This window comes from Thioclava litoralis (assembly GCF_045278885.1).
GTDB classification, from domain to species: Bacteria; Pseudomonadota; Alphaproteobacteria; order Rhodobacterales; family Rhodobacteraceae; genus Thioclava; species Thioclava litoralis.
The window spans coordinates 2,672,574-2,699,185 of record NZ_CP135443.1 but is presented as its reverse complement, the minus strand read 5'-3'; the positions used below and the strand labels follow the sequence as shown (position 1 = coordinate 2,699,185).

The window sequence follows — 26,612 nt, the reverse complement described above, 5'->3', positions numbered from 1 at the left end:
CTCACATCATGTGAACGGACAGATATCCGACACATGAAAAGCAGATCAGGCAAGCGCCGGACATTACGGCGCAGGAGGGGAGTATGGCGGAAATTTCGGATGACGGGGTGATGTCCGGCAGGCTTTTGATGATCGCCTGCACAGCGGCCTTGGGCGGTTTTCTGTTCGGCTATGACAGCTCGATCATCAATGGTGCGGTGGATGCCGTGCGCGATGGCTTCGGACTTTCGGCCTCGGGCATCGGCTTTACGGTCTCCTGCGCGCTTCTGGGCGCTATGGCGGGGGCTTGGTATGCGGGGGTGTGCTCGGACAGGTTCGGGCGGGTGAAGACGATGATCATCGCCTCCGCGCTTCTGTCCATCTCCGCGCTTGGCTCGGGGCTGGCCTTTGGGCAACTGGACCTGATCCTGTGGCGCTTTGTCGGCGGGATCGGCGTGGGTTTCGCCTCGGTGATCGCGCCCGCCTATATCGCGGAAGTCGCCCCCAAGGACGAGCGGGGCCGCCTTGGCACCATGCAGCAGATGGCCATTGTCTCGGGCATCTTCGTGGCGCTTCTGGTCAGCGCGATTGTCGCCCGCGTGGCAGGCGGTGCGGCTGGCACCCTCTGGATGGGCATGGAAGCATGGCGCTGGATGTTCCTTTCGGAACTGATTCCGGCGGTGCTTTACGGTGTGCTGGCGCTGCGTCTGCCGGAAAGCCCGCGTTATCTGGTGGAGAAAGACCGCATCAGCGAGGCGCGTGACATCCTCGAGACGATCGTCGGCGTCCGTCGCGCGCGTCTGGACAGCAAGATCGCCAAGATCCGCGAGACCATGAAGCGCGAGGACAGCAAGAGCTTCCGCGACCTCACCGGCGGGGCGTTCTTCTTCCGCCCCATCGTCTGGGTCGGCATCCTGATCGCCGTGTTCCAGCAGTTGGTCGGGATCAACGTGATCTTCTACTATTCCACCACGCTCTGGCAGTCGGTCGGTTTTCAGGAAAGCGACAGCTTCATGATTTCGGTCTTCTCGTCGGTCGTGAATATCGTGGCGACGATCATCGCGATCCTGCTGATCGACCGTCTGGGGCGCAAAACGCTGCTGCTTTGGGGTTCGGGGCTGATGACCGTCTCGCTTGGGGTGATGGCACTGGCCTTCAACCATGCGGTGGTCACGGCAGATAGCGTGTCGCTGCCCGCGCCTTGGGGTCCGGTGGCGCTGGTGATGGCCAATGTCTTCATCATCGGCTTTGGCGCCAGTTGGGGTCCGGTCATGTGGGTTCTCTTGGGCGAGATGTTCCCCAATAAGATCCGTGGCATGGCGCTTGGTGTGGGGGGCGCGGCGAATTGGCTGGCCAATTTCGTGGTGTCGACCACATTCCCCGTGCTGGCCGCGATCGGGCTGGATCTGGCCTATAGCCTCTATGCGGGCTTTGCGCTGATCTCCTTCTTCATCGTCTGGAAGATGGTCTCGGAGACGCGCGGTATGAGTCTAGAGGATATGGTCGAGGGCAAGCCTTCAGGCCAGATCCCCGAGGCCGAACGGGTCGCCGGAGAATAAGTTGAGACCGCCCTTCGGGGCGGTTTTTCATTGGCGCGGGGTAAGGGTCAGCCAGATGCCGTTTTTGCTGCGCACGGTCAGCTGGGCGGCAGGCCGGGGCGGGCGCTCGGGCAGGGCGGTCAGGTGGAAGTCGCGCAGGATCATCGACAGGAGCAGCACGCCCTCGGCCATCGCAAATCCCGCACCGGGGCAGACGCGCGCACCGGCCGAGAAGGGGATATAGGCCTGACGCGCGCAGCTCTTGCCGTTTTCCGTGTCCCAGCGGGACGGGTCAAAGCCATCGGGGTTGTCCCATAGCAATTCATGGCGGTGCAGATGCCAGGGCGAGATCACCACCTGCGACCCGCGTTTGACGGGGCGCTTGCGGAAGGTCTCGGGGCAGGTGGTCTCGCGCACGAACATCGGCACGGGCGGATAAAGCCGCATGGCCTCGCGGAAGACGGCGCGCGACAGCTTCAGCTGTTTCAGCAGGGCCATATCAGGGGGTTCGGTCGCAGGCAGGCAGCGCGCCTCATCAGTCAATCTCTCCTGCCACTCGGGATGGGTCGCCAGCAGATAGAGCGCCCAAGCCAGCGCCGAGGCCGAGGTTTCATGCCCGGCCAGAAAGAAGATCGCCACCTGATCGACCATCTCATCGGTACTGAAGCGCGTGCCGGTTTCGGGATCGGTCATGGTCATGATCTTGGTCGCCAGATCATCGGGGGCTGTGTCCTGCGCGATCTCTTCGGCGCGGCGGCGCGTGAGCTCTTCGATCAAGCGCCGGATCTGGGTCGCCGTTTCGCGGGTCTGGCGCGAATGCGGGCGCGGCAGCCAGCGCGGCAAGGGCAGAAGGGCCGCCAGATTGACTACAGGGGCCGACATCTGATGGGCGCGGAAGGCGGTAAATACCTGCGCGGCAGTGCGGTCCTCGATCGGTAGCGAAAACAATGTGCGAAAGATGACATCTGCCGCCACATGCGAGGTTTCGGGTTCTATATCAATAGGCTGTCCGGCACTCTTGTGAAGGCGCTTCAGGCAGTTCAACCCTGCTTGCCACATATCGGGCAGGCTTTGATGTAGCTTGCCGCCTTCAAAGGCGGGGTCGATGATGCGGCGCTGGCGGGCCCATGTCGGCCCATTCGTCACAAAGACCGAATTGCGCAGCAAAGGGGCCAGACCTTCGCGGATACGGTCGGATTTGGGGAAATCCTGCGGGCGGGTGCGCAGCACCAGATCCACCAGTTCGGGCGTGTTGCACAGATAGGACCGGAAGAAGGGCGTGCGGAACTCCGCCATCTTGGCGCGATAAAGCCGTGCCGGTTGCGCCGAGAGGATATCCTGTTTGAACAGCCGGATATAGCGCCAGAGCGAGACCTTATCGGGGCGCGGTGCGGGTTTCGGCGGGGTCATGACATGGACCGGAAGCGGTTGACGGGCGTGGCAAGCCTGCTGGGCGAAGGTGCGCGCGTGGCATAGCGTTGGGCCAAGGTCAGCGGGCCTGCGGTGATGCGGAAGTAATCATAATCCTGCACGCGATCAAAGGCGCATAAGTATTGGAAATGCAACCTGAAAAACCGTCTGCGCTCAGCCTTCCAGCGCGCCTCGCTCAGGCTTTGCCGGAATGCGGCCGAGAAGATCAGGGGGCCGGTCTGTCGGGCGGGGGCAACCCCGCTGACCCCTGCCGGATCGCAAAGCGCGAAACAGCAGCCGTCGCCCATAGCCGTGACATCCACCCAAGTGACCCTGTGGCTGGCGGCAAGCCTGTGCAGGTCTCCACGCAGCCGCTCTGCCTTGGGCAGAAAGCTGACCATCGGCACGACATGGCCAAGCGTCAACAGGGCCAGAGGCGTGTCAGAGGCGGGCGCGCGCCGGTCCAGCTCTGCCAGAACCGAGATTGCCACATGCGCTCCCGAACTATGGCCGATCACCAGCACCTCGTCCCAATCCTCGTGCAGGGCATGGGCGATCCGGTCTGCGAATTGCTGGATGCGGCTGTCGAGCGTTGCGGGATAGGCCCCGTTCCAGCGGGCGGTGAAGGCATAATCATGCAGCAGGTAATAGGCATAGAAGCGGTTATCATGGGCGCGAAACCAGCGCAGGATCACGCCCAGCACCGCGCCCGCAGGCAAAAGCGCCAACAAGGCGAGCGGGTGTCGGCCAAGCCCCAGCGCCTCGCCCGCCCAGAATGTGGCCCCATAGACCGCCGTGGCCGCCAGAAGGCCCAGCAGCAACTGGGTCAGCAACGCCACCACCGGATAAAGCGCGGCAATCACCGGACCAAGGCGGAGCCGCATCAGGCGGAACAGCGCCGCGCTGCCGATATAGCGCCACGCGGTCTGGACCAGTTGCAGATAGGTGGCGGCGATAGAGCGCCCCATCGACGCGCGCACGATATCCGACCAGAGCAGCACCTCGATCACCGCCTCGACCTGTTGCCCGTCTTGCGTCGAACTTACCTGCCAGCCGTATTTACCCGCGCTCCCACTGGCTTTCTGGCTGATCTCGTACCCCGAGATCGCTGCCTGCTGGGCGCTTTCGCGGCGATAGAGCTCGCGGTAGCGGCGCGGCGGAAACGGATCATAGCCGGGGATGTAGAACACCCGCCGCCTGCGCAGCCCCTGATCTTGTGATTGCTGGTGCACCATTGACCCTGCCTGATCTCTTTGCGGCACGATAGCGCCTAAATCCTGCGAAAGTAAGAATTATTGCAGGCGGCCCGAAGGCGGGGCCGATGGCGGCTTTGATCCCGTGCCCGTCCATTTCGCAACATTCCGGCGGATGGTCTCGACCCGCAGGCGGGTCTCGGGATGGGTCATCAGCCATGCAGGGGTGCTGCGTGGTCCCTGCCGGGTCAGGGCATCGAGCTTTTCGAAAAGCCGGATTTGCGGCTCGGCCCCGTAGCCCGCCTTGATCATCAGCGCGGTGGCGAATTCATCGGCCTCGTATTCGTCCTGCTGGCTGAGGCGCGCAGCCAAAGCCCGCGTGGCCAGATTGGCCAGCAGCGGACCGAGAAACGGCACCATCCGCCCCAGAACCGAAAAGATCAGCATCCGCACAAGGTTCTGACCCGCGAAGTCGATCATCCGCCGCTTCGAATGCCCCAGTGCCACATGCCCCAGCTCATGCGCGATGACCGAGAGTAACTCTTCGGCGCCGACCTCGCCGCTTTCGTAGCGCCGCAGGAAGCCGCGTGTCAGGAATACCCGCCCGTCCGGCGCGGCAAGGCCGTTGATCGTGGGCACTTCCTGCACATAGACCGGAATGGCGCGCAACTCCATCGCGGCGGCCAGTCGGTCGACCCCTGCCAGCAACAAAGGGTCCTTCAGGCGTGTCGCGCTTTTATCAAGGCGCCGCGCAAGGGACCATGCGGAGACCTGCCACATCACCACTGCGGCCAGCACCGGCAGCAGAAGAACCAGAAGCCGTATCATTCGGACACCTGCGGCAGGCCCTCGACGGGGACCTCCGGCAGCATTCCCTCAGCATCGGAGACCTGATGCGGTGCCTTGCGGCGGACACTGCGCCATAGCCAGCGCCCCAGAAAAATCGCGACCGTGGCGGCGGCAATCGTGCCGATGATGCTGCCCGCCAGATCCGACGCCGCCGAGAGATTGGTCCCGAACACCATGCCCAGCCCGATATAGAGCGAGACCCAGACGCTTTCGCCCGCAACCGAGGCCAGCCAGAAGCGGTGGCGCGGATAACGGGCGGTGCCTGCGGCAAAGTTGACATAGGGGCCAAGCGGCGAGAACAGCCAGCGCGACAGGAAGATCGCCCAGCCGCCATTGCGGTCCAGACGGGTCAACGCTTTGGCCATAAGGCGCGCGCGCTTGCTTTCGGGTTCGGGCAGGTGGCGGGCCACGATCCGCCCGATAGCATAGCCCAGCCTGTCACCGCAGACCGCCCCCAGCAGCGCCGCCGGAAACAGTGACCACAGATCCAGATCGCCCGAGGCCACAAAGGCGCCGCCTGCCAGCATCACGAGCGAGGCGGGCACGGGCAGGGCAAGGCAACTGCCAAAGGTAACCAGTGCAATCAGCCACGGCCCCCAAAGAGGAAGCAGCGCCAGAAGCTGGTCTGTCAGCTGCGCCATCATGGGCTCTGCTCCGCACGGACCATAGCGGGCAGACCTGTTTTCAAACGGTCAATCAAGACGGATACCGGTACTCCTTCCGCGCGCGCCAGATCGCGCAATCTCGGTTTATGCCCCAGCTCGGTCTGATCGGACAGATCCAGCAGGACCTCGACCCGATCCTGCGGCAGGTCCCATGAGCGGGCAATATAACGCGGTGTCATCCAGCTTTCCGGCGTTCTTTCGTGATGCCCCGGATCGGCCCAGTAAACCGCGCGGTCGATCGTGTGCCAGGCAAAGACCGCCGTCAGGCCGACCGCCAGAACGAAGACCAGCGAGAGTAGCCGATGGCGGCACCAGATACGGTGGCAGCGGATGAGATTGGAGTTCATGAGAGTGCCTTTACCCCTTGGGAGATACCGTCCAAGGTCAGGGGATACATCTGGTTTTCGAATATCTGCCGGATCATCTGGGTGGAGTGGGTCCGGGCCCACAGAGACTGCGGCGCGGGGTTGAGCCAGATATGGCGCGGCCATTGCTGGCGGGCGCGCTCCAGCCAGATCTGGCCCGGCTCGTCGTTCCAATGTTCATTGGCGCCACCCGCAACCGCGATTTCATATGGCGACATGGCCGCATCGCCGACAAAGATGCAGCGGTAATCGCTGCCATACTGGTGCAGGATGTCCCATGTCGACAGCCGCTCCGTGAAGCGGCGGCGGTTCTCTGTCCAGACATATTCGTAAAGACAGTTATGGAAATAGAAGTGCCGGAACTGCCGGAACTCGGTCTTCAGGGCCGAAAACAGCTCGTCCACCAAGGTGATATGGTCATCCATCGAGCCGCCCACATCCAGAAACAGCAACAGTTTCACACCGTTGCGCCGCTCGGGACGGGTTTTGACATCAATATAGCCCGCATCGGCGGAGGCGCGGATCGTGTTGGGCAGGTCCAGCTCGGTGGTGGTGCCCTCGCGCACCCATTGCCGCAAACGACGCAACGCGATTTTCATATTGCGCGTGCCAAGATCGAGACCATCATCGAAATCCCGAAATTCCCGCTTATCCCAGACCTTTACGGCACGTCTTTCACGTGATCTATCCTGCCCGATCCGCACCCCTTCGGGATTATAGCCATAGGCCCCGAAGGGGGACCGACCCGCCGTGCCGATCCATTTGCTGCCTCCCTGATGGCGGTCTTTCTGTTCGGCCAGACGCGCGCGCAGGGTGTTCATCAGCTCTTCGAAACTCCCCGCACCCTCCATCATGGCCTTTTCCTGCGGGCTGAGCGTGGCCTCGGCAAGGGCTGTCAGCCACTCTTCAGGCAGATCGAAGGCGGTAAGGACATCGTCTAAAGAAAGCATCTCAAGCCCTTGAAAAGTGGCAGAGAAAGCTTTGTCGAACCGGTCGATATGGGCTTCGTTCTTTACCAGCGCGCTGCGGGCGAAATAATAGAACGCCTCGCTGTCATACAGACATAAACCGCGCGAGAGACCTTCCAGAAAGGCCAGATATTCCCGCAAGGATACGGGCACCTGATGCTGGCGGAGGCAAAGAAGGAAGGGACGGAACATCTCGGGTATCTTTATGGGCGGGTCGGGAGCCAGTGTGGCATATCCGGTTGCAAAAGACAGCCGTAATAGACGGGCCGCTACAGGAAAATGCAGCGGCCCCGTCGGGATCATTCCGCGAAAGCCATCATCGCGCCGCCGCTCTGTCCCAGCGTTTTTTGCGCCTGCTTGCGGATCGTTTGCAGCTCGTAGGCCAGCTTTCCGTTGCCCGAAGCGCTGGAATTCTGCAATCCGCGTGTGCTGAGGCGGATGGCCTGATCGGCGCGTCCGGACCCCAGCGCAAAGGTCGCAAGCTGCATATCGGTATGCGCTGTCTGCATATAGGCCCGTGGCGTGATCGCAAAATATTCGCTGGCTTTCAGATAGGCCTGAAGCGCCTGATTGGGATCATTGGGCGACAGCCGTCCCAGAAGATACCATGCAAACCCCATGCGGGTATCCGTCCAGCCCTGCGCCGCCGCGATCTGGATCGCCTGCCGCGCCGCCGCCTGCCGGCGACCGGCCCCGCCCGAGGCCATCGCGCGGTTCACGGCATCCTCGTAGCTGCGCGGTGTCGGGTCCGACAACACGCGGCTGAACTGCCCGCCCGAGGGATTGATCCGCGACAGCACAGCGGGCAGCGCCGCCATGACTTCGGGCTGGCTCATGCCCGAATGCAGTGCCGGATCATACCAGGCCCGCAGGATCGTCATGTCATGACGGGTGAGGGTGGAGACGAAGTTATCATCATTCCAGACCGAATCCGGAATGCGATACAGATCGTTCAGCGGCCCGAGCCCCTGACTGATTTCCTCGTTCAGGCAGTCATGCAGCTCTTGCGCGGACACATCTGCCGGAATGAACACCGCCGCACGGGTCCGCTGCTTCACGCGCGTCCAGTCCGAGACCGCGGAACGCCGCGTTTTGCGGTATTCCTCCCAGGAGGTGACATTGGGCGTCACGAAACAGGCGACACTTGGCACCAGGCTGCGCATCTCGCGTCGTGGCACAAATTCGACCGTTATCCTGTTGGAATTACCGGTTTTAGCCGAAATCGGTATGCCCGCTTCGCGTTGCAGCCGCGAGATCAGCGTGCCCAGCTCGCTGGGCGCTCGCGCGGGAACCTTGCCGGTGAGAACCACCGAAATCGGCCCCTCGAAACGCGTGAACTGTGCCAGAGGCCGCCCCGATTCAAGCTCGAACCCGAGTTCGAGGAAATCGGTGGCAAGCTGGCTGTTGCTGGCCATATTGCTGGATGACACACGCGGCGCGACCTGTCGTGACAGGTCATCATGCGAGGCCGCAAATGCGGCAGTTGAAGCCCGCGCGGATGGCGTGACTTTCGGGTGATCGACCGTGCATCCCGAAAGAAGCGCAGCCGTCGTGCCAGCGGTCAGACCCGCTAGAACACGTTTTGTAAAGTTGCTCTTGGGCATAGCCAATGAGCGCAGTGGACACGACCCCTCGTGTCTCACTGCATTACGCAGAAATTGGAACCGCATGGCAGTGCGTTCCCCCAGTTATTTTACCCCACTACACGCTAAAACGTGCATCTTCGTGAGTAAACGTTTGGTTTACGATTGTATAAACTTTAAGGCAAATTTGGACGAAATCCGTCGGTCGCATCTTCATTTTGCCGCAATGAGACCATCTTTTCCGATGATGCCCCTGAAATCGAGGGTTTTGGTCACATTCCCGCCATAAAGCCCTTTGATCCTTGGGTGAAATCTTGGCAATTCAACGGTTTGTTTCTCAAACTTAAGCTAATATTTAACGATCAGAGCCATAGATTTCCGCTTTTTCACGGGATGTAGGCTGACCGTTTTCTGAGCAAGCTCAAAATGTTCCGTTTACGTTCCTGATGGGCCTTCAGAATCAAGACGTTCATTCCCGCCCGAACAGGCTGCCATCAAGTGCGGGCGGGAATGAGAGCGCTTCGACGGATCGCGTAATGGGGTGAAGAGCGACGCCGGAACGCTTTACGTAAGGAGAAGATCGCGCATATCGGTTACGGTATTATAAACATGCTTATTGTGAGTTGATCTTTCCCGTTAAAATGCAATTAAAGGTTTAGTTTCCCTAGGGGCCGGAAGTCAAGCGGTGCCTGCGGATCGTTTGCGCAAACAAAAACGCGCCCGAAAGGGGGCGCGTTCTTTCTCACTGTGAAAGCCTGCTCAGCCGCGGCCACGATAGGGCGGAACGCCCTGATCGGGGATCCAGACGCCCTCGGGCTGGGGGCCGGTCTGGAAGAAGACGTCAATCGGAATGCCGCCGCGCGGATACCAGTAGCCACCAATGCGCAACCATTCGGGGTCCAGTGTTTCGGCAAGGCGCTTGCCGATGCCGACGGTGCAGGCTTCGTGGAAATCGCCATGATTGCGGAACGATCCCAGAAAGAGCTTGAGCGATTTCGACTCTACCAGCCAGTCGCGGGGAATATAGTCGATCACCAGATGCGCGAAATCGGGCTGCCCTGTCATCGGGCAGAGCGAGGTGAATTCGGGGGTGACAAAGCGCACGGTATAGCGCGTGCCGGGATGTGGGTTGGGCACGCGTTCCAGAACCGCCTGATCGGGCGAGAGCGGCAGCTTGGTCTCGCCGCCGAGCTGTGTGAGATGGCTATAGATGTCTTCGGTCATGTTAGATCTCCTGTTGGTCTTTTTCTACGGGATGGGCGGCTGAATGGGAATATCGCAGCGCGGCCTATTCGTGATTCGATGCGCGGACCCGCGGATCGCGCCAGAGGATCACGCAAGAGATCCGGAGCCGGACAGGCCACTGCCGCATTCGGGGCCGTAGCCAGTGTCATTTCAGGTGTGGACGGTCTGGCTATTCGCGGGGCGGATTTGCTTTGGCTCTCTTGATACTCCGGAGGGGAGTGGATAGATTGGAGGCAACTTGAAATCGGAGGGCGTGACCATGACGCCCAAGCGTCCCAGGGCTGCGGGCGCGTTCCCGAATATATCGGTAGAGCACCCCGTGCGCCCGAGTCCAGACTCCAACGAGCTTTATGCTGCGCTGGATCTGGGCACCAATAGCTGCCGCATGCTGATTGCCCGTCCGAAGGGCTCTCAGTTCCATGTGGTCGACAGCTTCTCGAAAGCTGTCCAACTCGGTCAGGGGCTGGAAGCCTCGGGTCGGCTGTCGCGCTCTGCGATGGCGCGAACGGTGCAGGCGTTGCAGATCTGCCGCCGCAAGATCGAGAAACACCGCGTCAAGCGAATGCGGTTGGTGGCCACCGAGGCCTGCCGCCGTGCCCGCAACGCGCGTGACTTCATCCGCTATGTCCGGCGCGAGACCGGCCTGCCGCTGGAGATCATTCCGGCGGAAGAAGAGGCCCGCCTTGCGGTGATTTCTTGCGGGTCTTTGGTGCGGCCCAATACCGAGCAGGTGCTGGTGGTCGATATCGGGGGCGGCTCGACGGAACTCGTGTGGATCGACCTCGAGGATGTCCCGCCCGGAGATCGGGCGCGGGCCATCATGCGGCTGGCGAACGGATTTGACCAAAGCAACATGCCGGGGCCTGCCGCGCGGGTGGTCGACTGGATTTCGGTGCCTTTGGGGGTGGCCACGCTGAAGGACCAATATGGCGATGTCGAGGATGATGCGGCGCGCTTTGCCCTTATGAGCTGGTTCTTCGAGGAAAAGCTTGCCGATTTCACGCCCTATGCCTCGGGCAGCCCGCAGGAAGGCTTCCAGATTATCGGCACCTCGGGCACGGTCACCACGGTTGCTGCTTGCCATCTGGGCCTGCGTCGCTATGACCGCAATCGGGTTGACGGGCTGATGATGAACACCTCGGAGATTGACGGGGTGATCCGGTCCTTCCTGCGGCTTGGGCCTGACGGGCGGCGGCTTGACCCGCGCATCGGGCGGGACCGTCATTCGTTGATCATGTCGGGGGCGGCAATCCTGCAGGCCCTGATGCGGGTCTGGCCCACCAACCAGCTTTCCGTGGCCGACCGTGGCCTGCGCGAGGGCCTGTTATATGCACAGATGGCCGCCGATGGCGTCCTTGAAGAACTGGAGTAGAGTATGGTCAAGACACCTACGGGCAAGAACACCTCGGGTCGGGGCCAGCGCGATCTGCGCGTGCGGGTCAAAACGGCAAAGGGCCGCAAGCTGAGTTCGACGCTCTGGCTTGAGCGCCAGTTGAACGACCCCTATGTCGCGCGGGCGCGCAAGGAAGGCTATCGCGGGCGGGCGGCGTTCAAGATCCTCGAGCTTGATGACAAATACCGCTTCCTCGTGCCGGGGGCGCGGGTGGTTGACCTTGGCTGTGCGCCGGGGGGCTGGTGTCAGGTGGCGGTCAAGCGTGTGAACGCGCTTGGCGAGAAATCGGGCAAGAAGGTGGGCACCGTTCTGGGCGTCGATCTGCAGGAGGTCGATGCGATTGCGGGGGCCGAAGTGCACCAGCTGGATTTCCTTTCCGAGGGTGCTGACGATAAGGTGAAGGCGTGGCTGGGCGGGACGGCCCATGTGGTGATGTCCGATATGGCGGCGGCTTCATCGGGGCACCAGAACACCGACCACCTGCGCATCATCGCCTTATGCGAAGCGGCCGCCTATTTTGCCTTCGATGTGCTGGAAGAGGGCGGCACCTTTGTGGCTAAGGTCTTGGCAGGTGGGGCAGAAAACGAATTGCTGACCATCTTGAAAAAGAATTTTACGAAGGTTGCCAATGTCAAACCTCCGGCGTCCCGCTCGGATAGTTCGGAGAAGTTCGTGGTGGCGCAAGGCTTCCGCGGCAAGCGCCATGAAGGCGAGGATGACGAAGACGGAGAGCTTTGATCTCCTTGACTTCGGGTCTGAGCGGCGCCCATCGCTCAGACAGCGTTTGCATTGAAAAGCGCTTCCGGCCTATCCTTCGCTTGTGCAGGGAAGAGAGGGGAGGCTTTTCAATTTGCGTATTATGCAAGAGTCCATGAAAGACCGTCATAGCGATCGTATTCAGGCTGTGATTGCGTCGAATTCTGCGGCAGGACGTTCGGGCGTCGCTGCAAGCTGGCGCCGTTCGTTTATTCACCACAAACTGGACCCTTCGGTTGCACCGGGCCGCGAGCGCCTGACATCCAACGAGATTCGTGACCGGCAGGAGATCGTCGGCCCGATGATCCGGCTGGCGGCCTCGCATCTGGACCGGCTCGCCGCGACCGTGGCCGATAGCGGTTGTAGTGTCTTTCTGTCGGATGCGCATGGTGTCGTGCTGGATGAACGTATCCGCAGCGCCGATATCGACGGGTTTCAGTCCTGCAATCTGGTCACCGGCACCGATTGGTCGGAGCAGGCCGAAGGCACCAATGGCATCGGCACCTGTGTGGCCGAGGAACGCCCCGTCACGATCTGGCGGGAGGATCATTTCCGCGAGAGCAATACCGTGCTGTGCTGTAGCGGGGCCCCGATTTTCGGACCGAGCGGGCTGCTGTCGGGGGTGATCGATGTCAGCTCCGCGCGTCTGGATCTGGATGCCTCTTATGCGCGGCTGCTGGCGGTCAGCGTTCAGGACACCGCGCAGCGAATCGAGACGGCGCTGTTCCGGTCGCAATATTCCGATGCGCGGATCGTGTCGCTGGCCGAAGAGGAAAGCGGTGGCCAGAGCGTGGCGTTGCTGGCGCTTGACCGCGATGATCTGGTGGTTGGGGCAACCCGCGCGGCACGGCGCAGGCTGAACCTGAACTGCGGTGTGCTGGGGACGATTCCCGCCGCCGATCTGCTGGATCTGGCCCCCAAACAGGGGCTGGATGCCGCCCAGCGGGCCGAGATGTCGCGTGCTCTGGCGCGCAGCGGGGGCAATGTGACCGCTGCCGCCCGTGCCTTGGGGATCGGGCGCGCAACCTTTTATCGCAAGGCAAAATTTCTGGGCCTGAAGGTCTGACGCGGCCGCGTGTCTAACCGCGTGTCTGACGGCGGGCAGAAGGCGGGCTGTCTCACCTGTGAGACATCTACGACTTTCTTCCTATGCATAGCGCCTATGCAAAGCGGTTGTTTGTTGTAAAGATACATCCAGACCGGCGCATATGCCGGAGTTCTTTGGGAGGAGACAAAAATGGCCAATGATCTGGCATCCGAATTCAAAGGCGTGATGGTTTCGCCTTTCCGTCAGCGTTATGACAACTTCATCAACGGTCAGTTCAAAGCTCCGAATGCGGGCCGTTATTTCGAGAATATCACGCCCCTCACCGGCGGTGTGATCGGCGAGATCGCCCGCTCCGACGCTTCGGACGTCGATGACGCGCTTGATGCCGCCCATGCCGCAAAAGAGGCTTGGGGTCACAAAACCTCGCCCGCACAACGCGCCGCTGTCCTGCTGGCCATCGCGGACCGCATGGAAGCCAATCTCGAACTGCTGGCAACGGCAGAGACCTGGGATAACGGCAAGCCGATCCGTGAAACCCGCGCGGCAGACGTTCCGCTGGCCATCGACCACTTCCGCTACTTCGCAGGCGTCCTGCGCAGCCAGGAAGGCACCATGTCCGAGATCGACGAGGACACCGTGGCCTATCACTTCCACGAGCCGCTGGGCGTTGTCGGCCAGATCATCCCGTGGAACTTCCCGCTGCTGATGGCGGCATGGAAAATGGCACCGGCACTGGCGGCAGGTAACTGTATCGTTCTGAAGCCGGCAGAGCAGACCCCCGCGACCATCATGGTCTTCGCGGAACTGGTCGCCGACATCCTTCCGCCGGGCGTGCTGAACATCGTCAACGGGTTCGGCCTCGAAGCCGGTAAGCCGCTGGCCTCGTCCAAGCGTATCTCGAAGATCGCCTTCACCGGTGAAACCACCACCGGCCGTCTGATCATGCAATATGCGTCGGAAAACCTCATTCCGGTGACGCTGGAGCTGGGCGGCAAATCGCCGAACATCTTCTTCTCCGACGTCTGCCGCGAAGATGACGCTTTCTTCGACAAGGCGATCGAGGGCTTCGTTCTCTTCGCGCTGAACCAAGGCGAGGTCTGCACCTGCCCGTCGCGTGCGCTGATCCAGGAAGACATCTACGAGCAGTTCATGGAGCGCGCCATCAAGCGCACCCAGGCGATCATCCAGGGCGACCCGCGTGATGCGGCGACCATGATCGGTGCGCAGGCTTCGGCCGAGCAGAAAGAGAAGATCCTGTCCTATATGGATATCGGTCGTAAGGAAGGCGCGGAAGTGCTGACCGGCGGTGCGGCGGCAGAAATGTCGGGCGAGCTGGCCAATGGCTACTACATCCAGCCGACCATTCTGCGCGGTCACAACAAGATGCGCGTCTTCCAGGAAGAGATCTTCGGGCCGGTTGTCTCGGTGACCACCTTCAAGGATGCCAATGAGGCGCTTGAAATCGCCAATGACACGCTCTTCGGTCTGGGTGCGGGCGTCTGGTCGCGCGATGCGAACACCTGCTACCGCTTCGGTCGCAACATCCAAGCGGGCCGCGTCTGGGTCAATAACTACCACGCCTATCCGGCGCATGCGGCCTTCGGTGGCTACAAGCAGTCCGGTATCGGCCGCGAGACCCACAAGATGATGCTCGACCACTACCAGCAGACCAAGAACATGCTGGTCAGCTACAACCCGAACAAGCTGGGCTTCTTCTAAGCGCCGCTTGAGGGTAAAATGTTCCGGATCGCCCGGCCCGCGAGGGTCGGGCGGTCTGCCAAGAAGGGAAAGAGCATGACACAGGTCAGCGCAACCGAACCCGCCCTGACGCTTTTGGCGGAGATCGTGGCCGAGCATGGTCCGGTTCTGTTTCACCAATCCGGCGGGTGCTGTGATGGCTCTGCGCCAATGTGCTATCCGCAGGGCGAGTTCCGGCTTGGCGAGAATGACGTGAAGCTGGGCGAGATCGGCGGAATGCCCGTTTACATGTCCGGCAGTCAATACGAGGGCTGGAAGCATACGGATCTGATCATCGATGCGATCCCCGGTCTGGGTGGCGGCCAGTTCAGCCTTGATAACGGGCGCCCGATGCGGTTTCTGACGCGCTCCGATATCTGTCGCCTGCCCGAAGAGTAGGCAGCGCGGCCCGGAAATGCACGTTTGGCGAAAGTAAGTTTTCGTTATAACGGGGTTTGGCTGAAAACTGTTAAATGCTTGTTAACTGTTTCATGTAACCTCCTGACTGTAACCAGTCGAAACTGGCTTGCAGTAGGGAGGAAGTGTGTATGTACCAGTCCCGTATCTTGTCGCGGGAGAGTGCGACAGATCCTGTCTTGGAGGATGACCGATCCTGTGTGGATCGCGAGATCCGTTCCCATGACGATCATGGCCGCGCTTTGCGCCAGATTACCCATCATACCCGCCGTATTCAGGCGACAGAGCTGCATGTCGACGCGCAGCGCCGCAAGATCAGCCTTGAGTTGGGGCTGATACAGCAGGGGCTAGGGCTGGGCATGGGCACGAAACGCTAAGTCACGCGAGACCTGCGCCCCTAGGGGCGTGGTGTTTCCGGTCCTTTCTGGAGCCATGTCTCCGTTGAACATGCCCCCCTGAAAGGGTCGGGCGGGCAGGGGAACGCCTTGGCAGAGCCTTTTTGCAAGGTGTTCACCAAAGAGAACTGCCAAGGGCGGGGGCAGCCGTTTCACTCTCTATCGCCACCGGAGTGATATCCGGTCAAGCGCGTTGAAGGGCGCAATACGTGAGGGCTGGCTCATTGCTCTGCGCTATGCCCGAGGGCAAAATGGCCGAGGTGTCAGGGCCTTGTCTGCCGGAAATGACTGGGCGTGCTCCCGGTCTGGCTATGGAAACTGCGCGCGAAATAGGTCTGGCTGCGGAACCCCAGCCGCGCGGCGATGTCCTTGATGGGCATGTCGGTATCGTGCAGCAGTTTGCGGGCCTCGTAAAGCCGCCGCTCCTGCAGCAGATCCGAAGCCGGACGGCCACAGGCATCACGGCAGGCACGCGACAGATGGGTGGGCGTGACCCGCAGCTTCATCGCGTAATCCGAAACGCTTTGGGTCGCGCGGAAGTCGCGCTCCACAAGGGCGGTGAAACGGTTGACCAGTTGCCGCGTGGCCTTACCGCGCAGATCGTCGCGCGGTGACAGCGCGATCTGACGCTCCAGCCAGACCGATAGCAGGCCGAGATAATGCTGGGCGGCGCGGGGTGCGGCGGGTCTGGTAGAGCAGGTCTCGCGCCCGAGATTGTCCAGCAGGCCCGTCAGTTCGCTCTGGTCCTGAAGGTCGCGTATACGCAGGTGGTGGGGATGCGCCGGAAAGGAGGGGTCGTGATCTTGCCCGAGAAACAGTGCAAGCCCTTGTGTTGTATTGCTGATTTCCAGCCCATGCATGATACCGGCTGGCAGATAAAGCGCGTTATGGGCCCCATAGCCTCGTTGGATGCCGCCGATTGTCACACGGCCCTGACCGCGGGTGATCCAGTAAAGGCAGGGTTCGGACAGGGCGCGCAGGGCCTCCATCCGCCAGCGTCCGGCCTGCGACAGATGCGCGATGGGCTCCAGCCGGTAGGGCGGCGGCGCAGAGGATGTGCCGGAGAGCGGGGGAGAGCGGACATCTGGGGGGGCAATCGGTAAAGAACGTCCGGTTGCAGAAAACGGCCTTGCAGAAAAAATTGCCATAACAAACTCCGAGCACTCGGATACACCCCGTCTGGAAGACTAAGACCGGTGTCGCGCTTTGACCAAGCGTTTTTTGCATTTCGCCAGGGCTGGGCGGTCAGGGGCGCGGTATCTTGTGCCAGAGCTTCATCCGGCTACGAAACCATGTGCGCTGACGTTTGGCATATTGGCGCGAGGCCGCCTGCGCCAGTGTGCGCGCCTCCTCTAGCGTCATGCGACTCAGCAGATGTTCCACCAGTTCGGGCGCACCGATGGCTTTGGCCCAGAGCGCCTGCGGGTCCCAATAGGGCAGCACGGCGCGGGCCTCGTCGATTGCGCCCTGTTCCAGCATCAGATCGAACCGGCGGTCGATCCGCTTGGCAAGCCAGTCGCGATCGGCCTCGATCACCAGACAATGGGCCTGATCACGCGGCAGCAGAGGCGGCGGGGTGTCATCCTGCCACGCGGCCAGTCCGCGCCCTGTGCTGCGCTGCACCTCCCATGCGCGCTGGATGCGCATCGGGTTGAGCGTATCGATGCGGGCGGCAGTGGCGGGGTCCAGCTCGGCCAGAAGGGCTTCGGCGCCTTCGGTTGCGCGCCGCTGGTTGGCTTCAAGCCGGATGGCCTCCGGCGTTGCGGGAATATCGGCCAGCCCCTCGGTCAGCGCGCTCAGATAAAGGCCCGTGCCGCCAACGATGATCGGGCGCGGCCCGCCCGCACGATGCGCGTCAAGGATCTGCGCCACCTCCCGCAACCAGTGCCCGACCGAGTAGTTTTCTCCCGGTGTCCTATGGCCGTAAAGCAGGTGAGGGGCCTCGGCCTCTTCTGCGGGGCTCGGGCGGGCCGATAACACGCGCCAGCAGGACCAGACCTGAAGCGCATCGGCATTCACCACCACGCCCCCTTGCGCCTTGGCAATCGCGATCGCCAGCGCCGATTTTCCGCTCGCAGTCGCGCCGCCAATCACAACGGGACGATTTTCTTCAAGATTTTCCACGATATCGCCCGTCTGCACGAAGTTACCTCAAGTCGGATGTTACCAAATATCGCCGAAACCGCCATTCGGCGCATTTCCCGAGTTGAACCCGACGCGCATTTGCGACATTTTGCGCCCCGATGACAACTGACAAATGAGGAACCCGAGATGTCTGCGGACCAACACCCGGCAGCGAAGTATAAACGTGTCCTCTTGAAAATCTCGGGGGAAGCCCTGATGGGCGACCAAGGCTACGGCCTGCACCCGCCAACCGTTGCCCGTATCGCCAGCGAAGTGAAATCCGTCCATGATCTGGGCGTCGAGATCTGCATGGTGATTGGCGGCGGCAATATTTTCCGCGGTCTGGCAGGCTCGGCCCAAGGCATGGAGCGCACCACCGCCGACTATATGGGGATGCTGGCCACCGTGATGAACGCGCTTGGCATGCAGGCGCAGCTTGAGGCGCTTGGCATCCATACCCGTGTGATCTCGGCCATCCCGATGGATGAGGTCTGCGAGCCCTATATCCGCCGCCGTGCCGTGCGCCACCTCGAGAAAAAACGCATCTGCATTTTCGCGGCAGGCACCGGCAACCCCTATTTCACCACCGATACCGCCGCGACGCTGCGCGCCAACGAGATGAACTGCGAAGCCATCTTCATGGGCAAGAACGGGGTCGACGGGGTCTATGACAAAGATCCGAAGAAATTCGACGATGCCAAGCGCTATGACCATGTGACCTATGACGAGGTGCTGCAAAAGAACCTCAAGGTGATGGATGCCTCGGCGATTGCGCTGGCACGCGACAATAACCTGCCGATTATCGTCTTCCCGCTGGACGAGCCGGGCGGCTTCAAGGGGATACTGGCAGGTCAGGGGACCTATACGCGCGTGCAGGGCTGACCCGCCCGCACCCGCGCGGCCTATACATTTGCGTGATTGCGCGCTAGATACTGTTCAAGCAAGACAAAGAAGCAGACGGAGACGACATGTCTGACGATTTCGAAATCGACACCGATGATCTGGAGCGCCGCATGGAAGGCGCAATGGGCGCGCTGAAAACCGAATTTGCCTCGCTGCGCACCGGTCGTGCGGCGGGCTCCATGCTCGACCCGATCACGGTTGATGCCTATGGTCAAATCACCCCCATCAACCAGCTTGGCACGGTCAACGTGCCCGAGCCGCGCATGGTCACCATCAATGTCTGGGACAAGGGCATGGTCGGCAAGGTTGAAAAGGCCATCCGCGAATCCGGTCTGGGCATCAACCCGCAGCTCAACGGCACCATCATCATGCTGCCGATCCCCGAGCTGAACGAGGAACGCCGCCGCGAGCTGACCAAAGTGGCCGCCTCCTATGCGGAATCCGCGCGTGTGGCCGTGCGCAACGTGCGCCGCGACGGGATGGACCAGATCAAGAAAGCCAAGGGCAATGGCATGTCGGAAGACGATGTGAAGCTCTGGGAAGGCGAAGTTCAGGAACTGACCAACAAATATACGGCGATGGTCGACAAGGCGCTTGAGGGCAAGCAAGCCGAGATTATGCAGGTCTGAGCCTCGACGGAATGCAGTGCGAAAGGCGGCCCAAATGGCGCTGAGCAAGCGAAAGCAGGGCAAGGACCTGTCGGCTTCGACGCAAGGTGGCGATATCGATTACGGTGTACGCCATGTTGCCATCATTATGGATGGCAACGGGCGTTGGGCCAAAAACCGGGGCTGGCCGCGTCTGGCCGGTCACCGGCGCGGTGCGGAACGGATCAAGGAAATCACCAAGATCTGCCCCTCGCTCGGCGTGCGCTACCTGACGGTCTATGCGTTTTCGACAGAGAACTGGAAACGCTCGACCGAGGAAGTGCTGGGCCTTATGGCCATTTTCTCGCGCTATATCGAGAAAGAGGCGGATTCGCTTTCGGCGCTTGGTGTCAGGATGCGCTTTATCGGTGCGCGCGGGCGGCTGGATGGCAAGCTGGCGCGGCTGATGGCCAGTATCGAAGACCGCACGAAACATAATGACCGCCTGACCATGACGGTGGCGATCAATTATGGCGGACGGCATGAACTGGGCCGTGCGGCAGCGCAGATGGCGCGGGATTTTGCTGCCGGTCTGATTTCCGAGGAGGCGCTGACAGCCGCCGCAGAGGCCACGCTTGAGGCCCGCCTCGATACGGCGGGGCTGCCCGATCCGGATCTGGTGATCCGCACCTCCGGCGAGACCCGTACCTCGAATTTCCTGCCTTGGCAGGCCGCTTATGCGGAATATGAATTCACCCAGACACTCTGGCCCGATTTCACACCGGCAGAGCTGGAAGGGATTTTGGCGCGGTTCGGCAATCGCGACCGGCGCTTTGGCGGGGTGAAGGCATGACCCAGACGGCTGGACGCTGGGGGGATCTGCGCAAGCGGGTCGCATCCGCGATTGTCATGGCGGCGATCGGCGCGGTCGCGGTGGGCTGGGGCGGTCTGGCCTTTGCCACCGTCTGCTGCATCGTGACGGGACTGATGATCTGGGAGCTGTCGGCGATGACGGCCCCCGACCGCACCACACGCGCCATCCTTCTGGGGCTGATCGCAGCGGGGACGCTGGCGCTGATCCTGTTCATGCATTCGCCCTTCTACCTGCCGCTTCTGATCCTGCCGCCCATCGCGGGGCTCTGGCGTCCGCGCCGCGACCGGCGCTTTTTCACCAGCTATGCGCTGGCGATCATGCTGACGGGCTACGGGCTTGTGGCTCTGCGTGAAGGGCAGGGTGTGGGGGCGATCACCTGGATCATCTGTGTGGTCGTGGTTTCCGACGTGTTGGGCTATTTCGTGGGCCGCATGGTTGGCGGGCCGAAATTCTGGCCCAAGATCAGCCCCAAGAAAACATGGTCCGGCACCGTGGCAGGCTGGGTCGGGGCGCTGGTTCTCGGCTTCGGCTTTGTGCAGCTGGGCGGAGGCGCCGCACTGATCTGGATGTCCCCGCTTCTGGCCTTTGCCGGTCAGCTGGGCGATATTTTCGAGAGCTGGCTGAAGCGGCGCTCGGCGGTCAAGGACAGCTCGTCGCTGATCCCCGGTCACGGGGGGGTGCTGGACCGTTTCGACGCGCTGATCGGCGTGGTGCTGGTGCTTCTTCTTCTTGCACAATTCGGAGAGCTGCCGCTGACGGCAGCCGGTTAAACAATGCGCATTTCAGTTTTCGGGTCGACGGGGTCTATTGGCGAAAGCACTTTCGATCTCTTGCAGCGATCCGATCATCAGGTCGTGGCGCTGACGGGCGGGCGCAATGTGCGGCGTCTGGCCGAACAGGCCATCGCGCTGAAGGCCGAACTGGCGGTGACCGCCTATGACGACTGTCTTCCCGCGCTGCGCGAGGCGCTTGCAGGCACCGGCATCGAGACCGCCGCAGGTACACAGGCCCTGATCGAGGCTGCCGAGCGCCCTGCCGACTGGGTGATGTCGGCGATCGTGGGGGCTGCGGGTCTTGCACCGGGGTTCCGCGCCCTGAAACAGGGGGCCACGCTTGCGCTGGCCAATAAGGAAAGCCTGGTGACCGCAGGGCCTTTGCTTCTGGCCGAGGCCGAGCGTCACGGTGCGCGCATCCTGCCTGTCGATAGCGAGCATTCTGCCGTGTTTCAGGCGCTGGTGGGCGAGGATATCTCGGCGGTCGAGCGCATTATCATCACCGCTTCGGGCGGGGCGTTCCGTGACTGGCCGATGGAAAAGCTGGCCACCGCGACGGTGGCGCAGGCCTCCAGCCATCCGAACTGGAATATGGGGCAGCGGATCACCATCGATTCCGCCTCGATGTTCAACAAGGCCCTGGAAATCATCGAAACGCGCGAGTTTTTCCGCGTGGCTCCCGAGAAGATCGAGGTGCTTGTCCATCCCGAAAGTATGGTGCACGCGCTGGTCGGGTTTCGCGACGGGGCGCTGATGGCGCATATGGGCGCGCCCGATATGCGCCATGCCATCGGCTATGCGCTCAACTGGCCCGAACGGGCCGAGCTGCCTGTCGAGCGTCTGGATCTGGCCAAGCTCGGTGCGCTGACCTTCCGTGCGCCCGATGCCGCGCGCTATCCGGCGCTGCGGCTGGCCTATGAGGTCATGGAGATCGGCGGCACGGCGGGGGCGGCCTTCAACGCCGCCAAAGAGATCGCGCTTGACGGGTTTATCGATGGCCGGATCGGTTTTCTGGATATGGCCACCGTGGTCGAAGAGGTGCTGGACGAGATGTCGGCACGTCAGGGGCTTTGCAATTCGGCGCTAAGTCTGGATACCATCGCTTATACCGATGCCGAGGCCCGTGCGCTGGCGTCGCATTACCTGACCAAAGTCACCAACTGACGTAAAGCAAGGAATTGATCGCGTGGATTTGCTGCCGGATCTGGGGAATTTCGTCTTTACGATCGTGAGCTTCGTGGTCGCCCTGTCGATCATCGTCACGATCCATGAATTCGGGCATTATATCATCGGACGCTGGTCGGGGATCAAAGCCGAGGTGTTCTCGCTGGGCTTCGGGCCGCGTCTGATCTCGCGCACCGACAAGCATGGCACACGCTGGCAGATCGCGGCGCTTCCCTTTGGCGGCTATGTCAAGTTTCTGGGCGATGCCAATGCGGCCTCGGCCAAGGCCAATGACGCGGAAATGGCGCAGCTCAGCCCCGAAGAGCGCCGTCACACCATGCATGGCGCGCCGCTCTGGGCGCGGGCGGCGACGGTGATCGCGGGGCCGCTGTTCAACTTCATCCTGTCCATCGCGGTGATTGCGGGGCTGATGCTTTACACCGGCACCGCCACCGATAAGCCGGTGATCGGGACGCTGTTCGAGCTGCCTGAAGGCACGGGCGATCTGCAAAGCGGCGACCAGATCCTGTCGGTTGCGGGCAAGGCCACGCCCGATTACCCCGCATTCAGCGAGGCGCTGGATACGGCGCCCACCGGTCCGGTGCTGCCGATGCAGGTAGACCGTAACGGCCAGACGATCGATCTCGACGGGCCGCAGCTTTTCCCGCCGCGCTTTACCGGCGTGACCCCCAAATCCGCCTCTTATGCGGCAGGGCTGGGCGAGGGCGATGTGGTTACCTCGATTGACGGCACGCCGGTCTGGACCTTCGAGGATCTGCGGCAGGCGGTCGCGGGTTCGAATGGCCGGACACTGAAGCTGACGGTCTGGCATCCGGAAACGAAAGAGACCACCGAGGTGGCCCTGACCCCCAAACGCACCGATATTCCCGCGCCCGATGGCGGCTTCGAGACGCGCTGGATGATTGGCGCGACCGGCGGGTTTGTCTTTGCCCCCGAAACCCGCCCGACGCGGCTGGGCGAGGCGCTGAACGGAGCGGTAAGCCAGACATGGGGCATCGTCACGCAATCGGTCTCGGGGCTGGCCAATATGGTGGCGGGCAATATTTCCTCGTGCAACCTGCAAGGGGCCATCGGCATCGCGCAGGGCTCTGCGGCGGCGGCCAAATCGGGGCTGGAGAATTTCATCTGGTTCATTGCGGTGCTCTCGACCGCCGTGGGCTTTCTGAACCTCTTCCCGATCCCCGCCCTGGATGGGGGGCATCTGATGTTCTATTGCTATGAGGCGATCGTCGGCAAACCGCCCTCAGACCGCATTATGAACGTGCTGATGTCGATCGGGATCGCCGCTGTGCTGAGCCTGATGGTCTTCGGTCTGTCCAACGACATTTTCTGCCCCTGATTGACGGGAACCGGCCAAGGCTCGGGCGCTGGGGCAGCCGAAGCGCCGAATTGATGAAAACCGTCTGGACAAAGGGGTTCTTCGCTTTGACAACCCCTCACAGACTCGGTATCGACAGATTAACAAAGAAGGCTGCCGAAAGGGTGGAGAGGGCGATGTTGAACAGGCAAGAAGGCCGGCAAGGTCTTGGACAAATTTCCGGTATTCTCGCACCAGCGGCCCTGTCGCTTGCTGTGGCACTGACAAGCGTGGCACTGCCGGACTCGGTTCTGGCGCAAAGCTACAGCTTCTCGTCGGTGTCGATCTCGGGCAACGAGCGCGTGGACAACGCCACCGTTCTGGGCACCGCAGGCATCAAGGCGGGCGAAAGCCTCAGCGCGGGCCAGCTCAATGAAGCCTATCAGAAGCTGCAATCCTCGGGTCTGTTCGAGAAGGTCGATCTGGAGCCGCAAGGCAGCACGCTGAAGATCACTGTGCAGGAATATCCGACGATCAACGTGATCAGCTTCGAGGGCAACCAGCGGATGAAGGACGAGGCGCTTGCCAAGATCGTCCAGTCGCAAAGCCGCCGTGTGTATAGCCCCGCCACCGTCGAGGCCGATGCCCAGCTGATCGCCGAAGCCTATGCTCAGGGCGGTCGCGTCAATGCCCGCGTCGAGCCCAAGGTCATCCGCCGCTCCAATAACCGCGTGGATATCGCCTTCGAGATCAAGGAAGGCAAGGTCACCGAGATCGAGCGGATCTCCTTCACCGGCAACCATGCCTTCTCGGATCGCCGTCTGCGTCAGGTCCTGCAAACCAAACAGGCGGGCATCCTGCGGGCGTTCATCCAGCGCGATACGTTCGTGGCCGACCGCGTCAATGTGGATCGCCAGCTGCTGACCGATTTCTACCGCTCGCGCGGCTATCCGGATGTGCAGGTCAATGGTGTCTCCTCCGAGATGACCCGCGAACGCGACGCCTTCTTCATGACTTTCAATATCAGCGAAGGCCAGCAGTTCAAATTCGGCAAGATCTCGACCGTCTCCGAAGTGAACGGGGTAAGCGCGGACGAGTATTCCAAGCTGAGCAAGATCCGCGCGGGCGCGATCTACACGCCCACCGCCATCGATCTGGCCGTGACGCGGATGGAAGAGAAAGCCCGTCAGGCCGGTCTGAACTTCGTTCGGGTCGATCCGCGTGTGACCCGCAACCCGCGCACCGGCACGCTGGATGTGCAGTTCGCGCTGGTCAAGGGCCCGCGTATCTTTATCGAGCGCATCGATATCGAGGGCAATACCGCGACGCTGGACCGTGTGATCCGTCGTGAATTCCACTCGGTCGAAGGCGACCCCTATAACCCGCGCGAGATCAAGCGCTCCGCCGAGCGTATCCGCGCCTTGGGCTATTTCTCGAATGCCGATGTGAACACCCGCAAGGGCACCAATGATGATCAGGTCATCGTTGACGTGAACGTGACCGAGCAGCCGACCGGCTCGCTGACCTTCGGTGCAAGCTATGGCGCCTCTGCCGGTTTCGGGATCAATGCCTCGCTGAACGAGCGCAACTTCCTCGGGCGTGGACAGCAGCTTTCGATCGGCATCGGGACGACCTCGGATAACCAGACCTCGGTGATCAGCTTCACCGAACCCTATCTCTTCGGGCGCGATCTGGCGGCAACGGGGCGGCTGTTCTATAGCACCACCGATAACGACAACTCCGATTACTCGACCATGCGTGCGGGCATCCAGCCCTCGATCGAGTTCCCCGTGGCCGAGAATGCGCGCCTGAAACTGCGCTACGAGTTCAGCCGCGAAGAGCTGTCCGATGTGGACACCTATGATGCAAGCGAGGCAACCGGCTCGTCGCCGATCCTGTCGCGCGAAGAGGGGGCCCGCTACAAATCGGCGGTGGGATATACCTATACCTTCGACACCACGGAGACCAATATCGACCCGCGCTACAGCTATCTGCTGCGCTTCGATCAGGAATTCGCGGGTCTGGGCGGCGATGTCGAGGCGGTAACGACCACGGTTCTGGGCCGCGCACAGCGCAAGGTCTGGAATGACGAGGTGACGCTGCGTGCCGAGCTGGAAGGCGGCGCGATCATTGCCTCCTCCGGTAACACCACCATTCTGGACCGCTTCACCGGAAACGGCAAAATCCGCGGCTTCGAATCCAACGGGATCGGCCCGCGCGATACGGCCGCGCCCAACGAAGACGCGCTTGGCGGTAAATATTTCGCAGTCGCCCGCCTCGAGGCGCAGTTCCCGCTGGGTCTGCCCGAGGAATATAAGCTGGGGGGCGCGGTCTTCCTTGATGCCGGCTCTGTCTGGGGTCTGGACGATACCGATGGTGTCGAAGAGGTCGATGACGGGTTCCACCTGCGCTCGGCCATCGGTGTCTCGCTCCTGTGGGACAGCTTCATCGGCCCGCTGCGTCTGAACTTCTCCAAGGCCATCGTCAAAGAGGATTACGACGAAGAGCAGAACTTCGACCTGACCGTGTCGACGAAGTTCTGATCCGATGCGATGGGCGTGGTATAGGGCGGGTGCTTCGCGGATGATCGGTGCTGCGGCGCTGTTTGTCCTGCCCGCCTGTATCCTGCCGGTTGCTGTCATGGCGCAGGACGCCAAAGGGGTCACCGTCTCGCGCGATGGGGCGGTGGCGGCCAATATGCCGATCCTGACGCTTGACTGGGAAGAGCTTTACCAGAAATCGGCCTGGGCGCGGCGCGTGAAGCAGCAGCTTGCGCAAGAATCGACGCGGCTCGCGGCCGAAAACAAGCGCATCGCCGATGATCTGATCGAGGAAGAGAAGACGCTGACGCGGCGGCGTGCCACCATGACCCCCGAGGCTTTCCGAAGTGCGGCCGATGCATTTGACGAAAAGGCCACCGGCATCCGCGCGGCACAAAAGGCCAAGGCCGAGGCGCTGGCCCGTCAGGTCGAGGCCGAGCAACAGGCCTTCCTGAAGGCGGCGCTGCCATTGCTGGATGATCTGCTGCAGCAGAAGGGCGCGCAGATCGTCATCGACCGGCGGGTGATCATCCGTGGCCTTGCGCAGATCGACGTGACCGATGACATGCTGGAAATCGTCGATAGCAAGCTGGGCACCGGAGAGCCGCAGCCCGTGCCGAAAGAGCTGGGCGGGGATGCGCCCGATCCGCCTGCACAGCCTGCGCCGGCGCCAAATTCCGGCACCGCGCCCGATCTTCTGGAGGAAGAGCCGCTGCCATCCGGTCCGAGCGCGCCATAAACGGCCGACCACCCGCAATCTGGAGGCGGGTATCGCTTTCGCTTTTCTT

25 protein-coding genes are annotated in these 26,612 nt (G+C 61.9%); 15 read left to right on the top strand and 10 right to left on the bottom strand.

What is annotated here, in order from left to right:
• Positions 1 to 83 precede the first annotated feature (83 nt).
• Positions 84 to 1,538, top strand: a complete 1,455-nt coding sequence (locus RPE78_RS13285) for a sugar porter family MFS transporter (RefSeq protein WP_406720824.1) — start codon at positions 84 to 86, stop codon at positions 1,536 to 1,538.
• A gap of 27 nt (positions 1,539 to 1,565) precedes the next feature.
• On the opposite strand, the gene RPE78_RS13280 is transcribed toward RPE78_RS13285, so the two are convergent.
• The 8 genes from RPE78_RS13280 to queF form a co-directional block, all read right to left on the bottom strand.
• Positions 1,566 to 2,927 (bottom strand): cytochrome P450, encoded by a 1,362-nt coding sequence (locus RPE78_RS13280; protein ID WP_406720823.1) that lies wholly within the window; start codon positions 2,925 to 2,927, stop codon positions 1,566 to 1,568.
• Positions 2,924 to 4,162: a hypothetical protein gene (locus RPE78_RS13275; RefSeq protein ID WP_339109511.1), complete on the bottom strand. Its 1,239-nt coding sequence runs from the start codon at positions 4,160 to 4,162 to the stop codon at positions 2,924 to 2,926. Before RPE78_RS13275 ends, RPE78_RS13280 begins: the two co-directional genes overlap by 4 nt.
• A gap of 57 nt (positions 4,163 to 4,219) precedes the next feature.
• Positions 4,220 to 4,948 carry a M48 family metallopeptidase gene (locus tag RPE78_RS13270; RefSeq protein ID WP_406720822.1) on the bottom strand — a complete coding sequence of 243 codons (729 nt, stop codon included), beginning with the start codon at positions 4,946 to 4,948 and terminating at the stop codon, positions 4,220 to 4,222.
• Entirely contained in the window at positions 4,945 to 5,613 is a 669-nt protein-coding gene (locus RPE78_RS13265; RefSeq protein ID WP_339107393.1) for a DedA family protein, read from the bottom strand. Before RPE78_RS13265 ends, RPE78_RS13270 begins: the two co-directional genes overlap by 4 nt.
• Entirely contained in the window at positions 5,610 to 5,981 is a 372-nt protein-coding gene (locus tag RPE78_RS13260) for a hypothetical protein (RefSeq protein WP_406720821.1), read from the bottom strand. The genes RPE78_RS13265 and RPE78_RS13260 overlap by 4 nt, the downstream gene beginning before the upstream one ends.
• A complete protein-coding gene (locus RPE78_RS13255) occupies positions 5,978 to 7,159 on the bottom strand; it encodes a vWA domain-containing protein (RefSeq protein WP_406720820.1) in 1,182 nt (393 codons plus the stop codon). The genes RPE78_RS13260 and RPE78_RS13255 overlap by 4 nt, the downstream gene beginning before the upstream one ends.
• Positions 7,160 to 7,266: 107 nt before the next feature.
• The gene (locus tag RPE78_RS13250; protein ID WP_339107390.1) at positions 7,267 to 8,571 is read right to left on the bottom strand and encodes a DUF2927 domain-containing protein; all 1,305 of its coding nucleotides are present in this window, start codon (positions 8,569 to 8,571) and stop codon (positions 7,267 to 7,269) included.
• A gap of 738 nt (positions 8,572 to 9,309) precedes the next feature.
• Positions 9,310 to 9,774: a preQ(1) synthase gene (queF, locus tag RPE78_RS13245; protein ID WP_406720819.1), complete on the bottom strand. Its 465-nt coding sequence runs from the start codon at positions 9,772 to 9,774 to the stop codon at positions 9,310 to 9,312.
• A gap of 280 nt (positions 9,775 to 10,054) precedes the next feature.
• On the opposite strand from queF, the gene RPE78_RS13240 reads away from it, so the two are divergent.
• The 6 genes from RPE78_RS13240 to RPE78_RS13215 all read left to right on the top strand — a co-directional run bounded on the left by RPE78_RS13240 (position 10,055) and on the right by RPE78_RS13215 (position 15,523).
• Positions 10,055 to 11,167 carry a Ppx/GppA phosphatase family protein gene (locus RPE78_RS13240; RefSeq protein ID WP_339107388.1) on the top strand — a complete coding sequence of 371 codons (1,113 nt, stop codon included), beginning with the start codon at positions 10,055 to 10,057 and terminating at the stop codon, positions 11,165 to 11,167.
• Positions 11,168 to 11,170: 3 nt separating this feature from the next.
• Positions 11,171 to 11,926 carry an RlmE family RNA methyltransferase gene (locus RPE78_RS13235; RefSeq protein ID WP_339107387.1) on the top strand — a complete coding sequence of 252 codons (756 nt, stop codon included), beginning with the start codon at positions 11,171 to 11,173 and terminating at the stop codon, positions 11,924 to 11,926.
• A gap of 133 nt (positions 11,927 to 12,059) precedes the next feature.
• Positions 12,060 to 13,010 (top strand): helix-turn-helix domain-containing protein, encoded by a 951-nt coding sequence (locus tag RPE78_RS13230; protein ID WP_406720818.1) that lies wholly within the window; start codon positions 12,060 to 12,062, stop codon positions 13,008 to 13,010.
• A 171-nt stretch (positions 13,011 to 13,181) separates the two neighbouring features.
• Complete coding sequence (gene adh, locus RPE78_RS13225) at positions 13,182 to 14,711, top strand: aldehyde dehydrogenase (RefSeq protein ID WP_339107385.1); 1,530 nt, start codon at positions 13,182 to 13,184, stop codon at positions 14,709 to 14,711.
• A gap of 75 nt (positions 14,712 to 14,786) precedes the next feature.
• Positions 14,787 to 15,128, top strand: coding sequence for a DUF779 domain-containing protein (locus tag RPE78_RS13220; RefSeq protein ID WP_339107384.1), 342 nt, complete (start codon positions 14,787 to 14,789; stop codon positions 15,126 to 15,128).
• A gap of 197 nt (positions 15,129 to 15,325) precedes the next feature.
• Positions 15,326 to 15,523 (top strand): hypothetical protein, encoded by a 198-nt coding sequence (locus RPE78_RS13215; RefSeq protein WP_406720817.1) that lies wholly within the window; start codon positions 15,326 to 15,328, stop codon positions 15,521 to 15,523.
• A 281-nt stretch (positions 15,524 to 15,804) separates the two neighbouring features.
• Here RPE78_RS13215 and RPE78_RS13210 read toward each other — a convergent pair whose 3' ends face one another.
• A complete protein-coding gene (locus RPE78_RS13210; RefSeq protein ID WP_406720816.1) occupies positions 15,805 to 16,689 on the bottom strand; it encodes an AraC family transcriptional regulator in 885 nt (294 codons plus the stop codon).
• A 97-nt stretch (positions 16,690 to 16,786) separates the two neighbouring features.
• Positions 16,787 to 17,668, bottom strand: coding sequence for a tRNA (adenosine(37)-N6)-dimethylallyltransferase MiaA (gene miaA, locus RPE78_RS13205; protein WP_406721664.1), 882 nt, complete (start codon positions 17,666 to 17,668; stop codon positions 16,787 to 16,789).
• A gap of 144 nt (positions 17,669 to 17,812) precedes the next feature.
• Here miaA and pyrH point away from each other — a divergent pair, with 144 nt between their 5' ends.
• From pyrH to RPE78_RS13165, 8 genes are all read left to right on the top strand, one after another.
• The gene (gene pyrH / locus RPE78_RS13200; protein WP_339107381.1) at positions 17,813 to 18,547 is read left to right on the top strand and encodes a UMP kinase; all 735 of its coding nucleotides are present in this window, start codon (positions 17,813 to 17,815) and stop codon (positions 18,545 to 18,547) included.
• Between the two features lie 86 nt (positions 18,548 to 18,633).
• Positions 18,634 to 19,197 (top strand): ribosome recycling factor, encoded by a 564-nt coding sequence (frr, locus tag RPE78_RS13195; protein ID WP_406720815.1) that lies wholly within the window; start codon positions 18,634 to 18,636, stop codon positions 19,195 to 19,197.
• A 34-nt stretch (positions 19,198 to 19,231) separates the two neighbouring features.
• Positions 19,232 to 20,008 carry a polyprenyl diphosphate synthase gene (uppS, locus tag RPE78_RS13190; RefSeq protein ID WP_406720814.1) on the top strand — a complete coding sequence of 259 codons (777 nt, stop codon included), beginning with the start codon at positions 19,232 to 19,234 and terminating at the stop codon, positions 20,006 to 20,008.
• On the top strand, positions 20,005 to 20,799 hold the full coding sequence (locus RPE78_RS13185; protein WP_339107378.1) for a phosphatidate cytidylyltransferase: 795 nt from the start codon (positions 20,005 to 20,007) through the stop codon (positions 20,797 to 20,799). The genes uppS and RPE78_RS13185 overlap by 4 nt, the downstream gene beginning before the upstream one ends.
• A gap of 3 nt (positions 20,800 to 20,802) precedes the next feature.
• Complete coding sequence (gene dxr / locus RPE78_RS13180; protein ID WP_339107377.1) at positions 20,803 to 21,966, top strand: 1-deoxy-D-xylulose-5-phosphate reductoisomerase; 1,164 nt, start codon at positions 20,803 to 20,805, stop codon at positions 21,964 to 21,966.
• A gap of 13 nt (positions 21,967 to 21,979) precedes the next feature.
• The gene (gene rseP, locus RPE78_RS13175; RefSeq protein WP_406721663.1) at positions 21,980 to 23,326 is read left to right on the top strand and encodes an RIP metalloprotease RseP; all 1,347 of its coding nucleotides are present in this window, start codon (positions 21,980 to 21,982) and stop codon (positions 23,324 to 23,326) included.
• 155 nt (positions 23,327 to 23,481) lie between these two features.
• Complete coding sequence (gene bamA, locus RPE78_RS13170) at positions 23,482 to 25,827, top strand: outer membrane protein assembly factor BamA (RefSeq protein WP_339107376.1); 2,346 nt, start codon at positions 23,482 to 23,484, stop codon at positions 25,825 to 25,827.
• 40 nt (positions 25,828 to 25,867) lie between these two features.
• Positions 25,868 to 26,563, top strand: a complete 696-nt coding sequence (locus RPE78_RS13165) for an OmpH family outer membrane protein (protein WP_406720813.1) — start codon at positions 25,868 to 25,870, stop codon at positions 26,561 to 26,563.
• Positions 26,564 to 26,612: the final 49 nt, after the last annotated feature.

Bases quoted from the DNA above. Each gene is read 5' to 3' on its own strand.
- bamA (WP_339107376.1), top strand. From the start codon at position 23,482: ATGTTGAACAGGCAAGAAGGCCGGCAAGGTCTTGGACAAATTTCCGGT.
- RPE78_RS13250 (WP_339107390.1), bottom strand. From the start codon at position 8,571: ATGCCCAAGAGCAACTTTACAAAACGTGTTCTAGCGGGTCTGACCGCT.
- RPE78_RS13270 (WP_406720822.1), bottom strand. From the start codon at position 4,948: ATGATACGGCTTCTGGTTCTTCTGCTGCCGGTGCTGGCCGCAGTGGTG.
- adh (WP_339107385.1), top strand. From the start codon at position 13,182: ATGGCCAATGATCTGGCATCCGAATTCAAAGGCGTGATGGTTTCGCCT.
- RPE78_RS13275 (WP_339109511.1), bottom strand. From the start codon at position 4,162: ATGGTGCACCAGCAATCACAAGATCAGGGGCTGCGCAGGCGGCGGGTG.
- uppS (WP_406720814.1), top strand. From the start codon at position 19,232: ATGGCGCTGAGCAAGCGAAAGCAGGGCAAGGACCTGTCGGCTTCGACG.
- dxr (WP_339107377.1), top strand. From the start codon at position 20,803: ATGCGCATTTCAGTTTTCGGGTCGACGGGGTCTATTGGCGAAAGCACT.
- pyrH (WP_339107381.1), top strand. From the start codon at position 17,813: ATGTCTGCGGACCAACACCCGGCAGCGAAGTATAAACGTGTCCTCTTG.
- RPE78_RS13285 (WP_406720824.1), top strand. From the start codon at position 84: ATGGCGGAAATTTCGGATGACGGGGTGATGTCCGGCAGGCTTTTGATG.
- queF (WP_406720819.1), bottom strand. From the start codon at position 9,774: ATGACCGAAGACATCTATAGCCATCTCACACAGCTCGGCGGCGAGACC.
- RPE78_RS13165 (WP_406720813.1), top strand. From the start codon at position 25,868: ATGATCGGTGCTGCGGCGCTGTTTGTCCTGCCCGCCTGTATCCTGCCG.
- RPE78_RS13240 (WP_339107388.1), top strand. From the start codon at position 10,055: ATGACGCCCAAGCGTCCCAGGGCTGCGGGCGCGTTCCCGAATATATCG.
- RPE78_RS13265 (WP_339107393.1), bottom strand. From the start codon at position 5,613: ATGATGGCGCAGCTGACAGACCAGCTTCTGGCGCTGCTTCCTCTTTGG.
- RPE78_RS13230 (WP_406720818.1), top strand. From the start codon at position 12,060: ATGAAAGACCGTCATAGCGATCGTATTCAGGCTGTGATTGCGTCGAAT.
- RPE78_RS13220 (WP_339107384.1), top strand. From the start codon at position 14,787: ATGACACAGGTCAGCGCAACCGAACCCGCCCTGACGCTTTTGGCGGAG.
- frr (WP_406720815.1), top strand. From the start codon at position 18,634: ATGTCTGACGATTTCGAAATCGACACCGATGATCTGGAGCGCCGCATG.
- RPE78_RS13280 (WP_406720823.1), bottom strand. From the start codon at position 2,927: ATGACCCCGCCGAAACCCGCACCGCGCCCCGATAAGGTCTCGCTCTGG.
- RPE78_RS13185 (WP_339107378.1), top strand. From the start codon at position 20,005: ATGACCCAGACGGCTGGACGCTGGGGGGATCTGCGCAAGCGGGTCGCA.
- RPE78_RS13260 (WP_406720821.1), bottom strand. From the start codon at position 5,981: ATGAACTCCAATCTCATCCGCTGCCACCGTATCTGGTGCCGCCATCGG.
- RPE78_RS13235 (WP_339107387.1), top strand. From the start codon at position 11,171: ATGGTCAAGACACCTACGGGCAAGAACACCTCGGGTCGGGGCCAGCGC.
- RPE78_RS13210 (WP_406720816.1), bottom strand. From the start codon at position 16,689: ATGGCAATTTTTTCTGCAAGGCCGTTTTCTGCAACCGGACGTTCTTTA.
- RPE78_RS13255 (WP_406720820.1), bottom strand. From the start codon at position 7,159: ATGTTCCGTCCCTTCCTTCTTTGCCTCCGCCAGCATCAGGTGCCCGTA.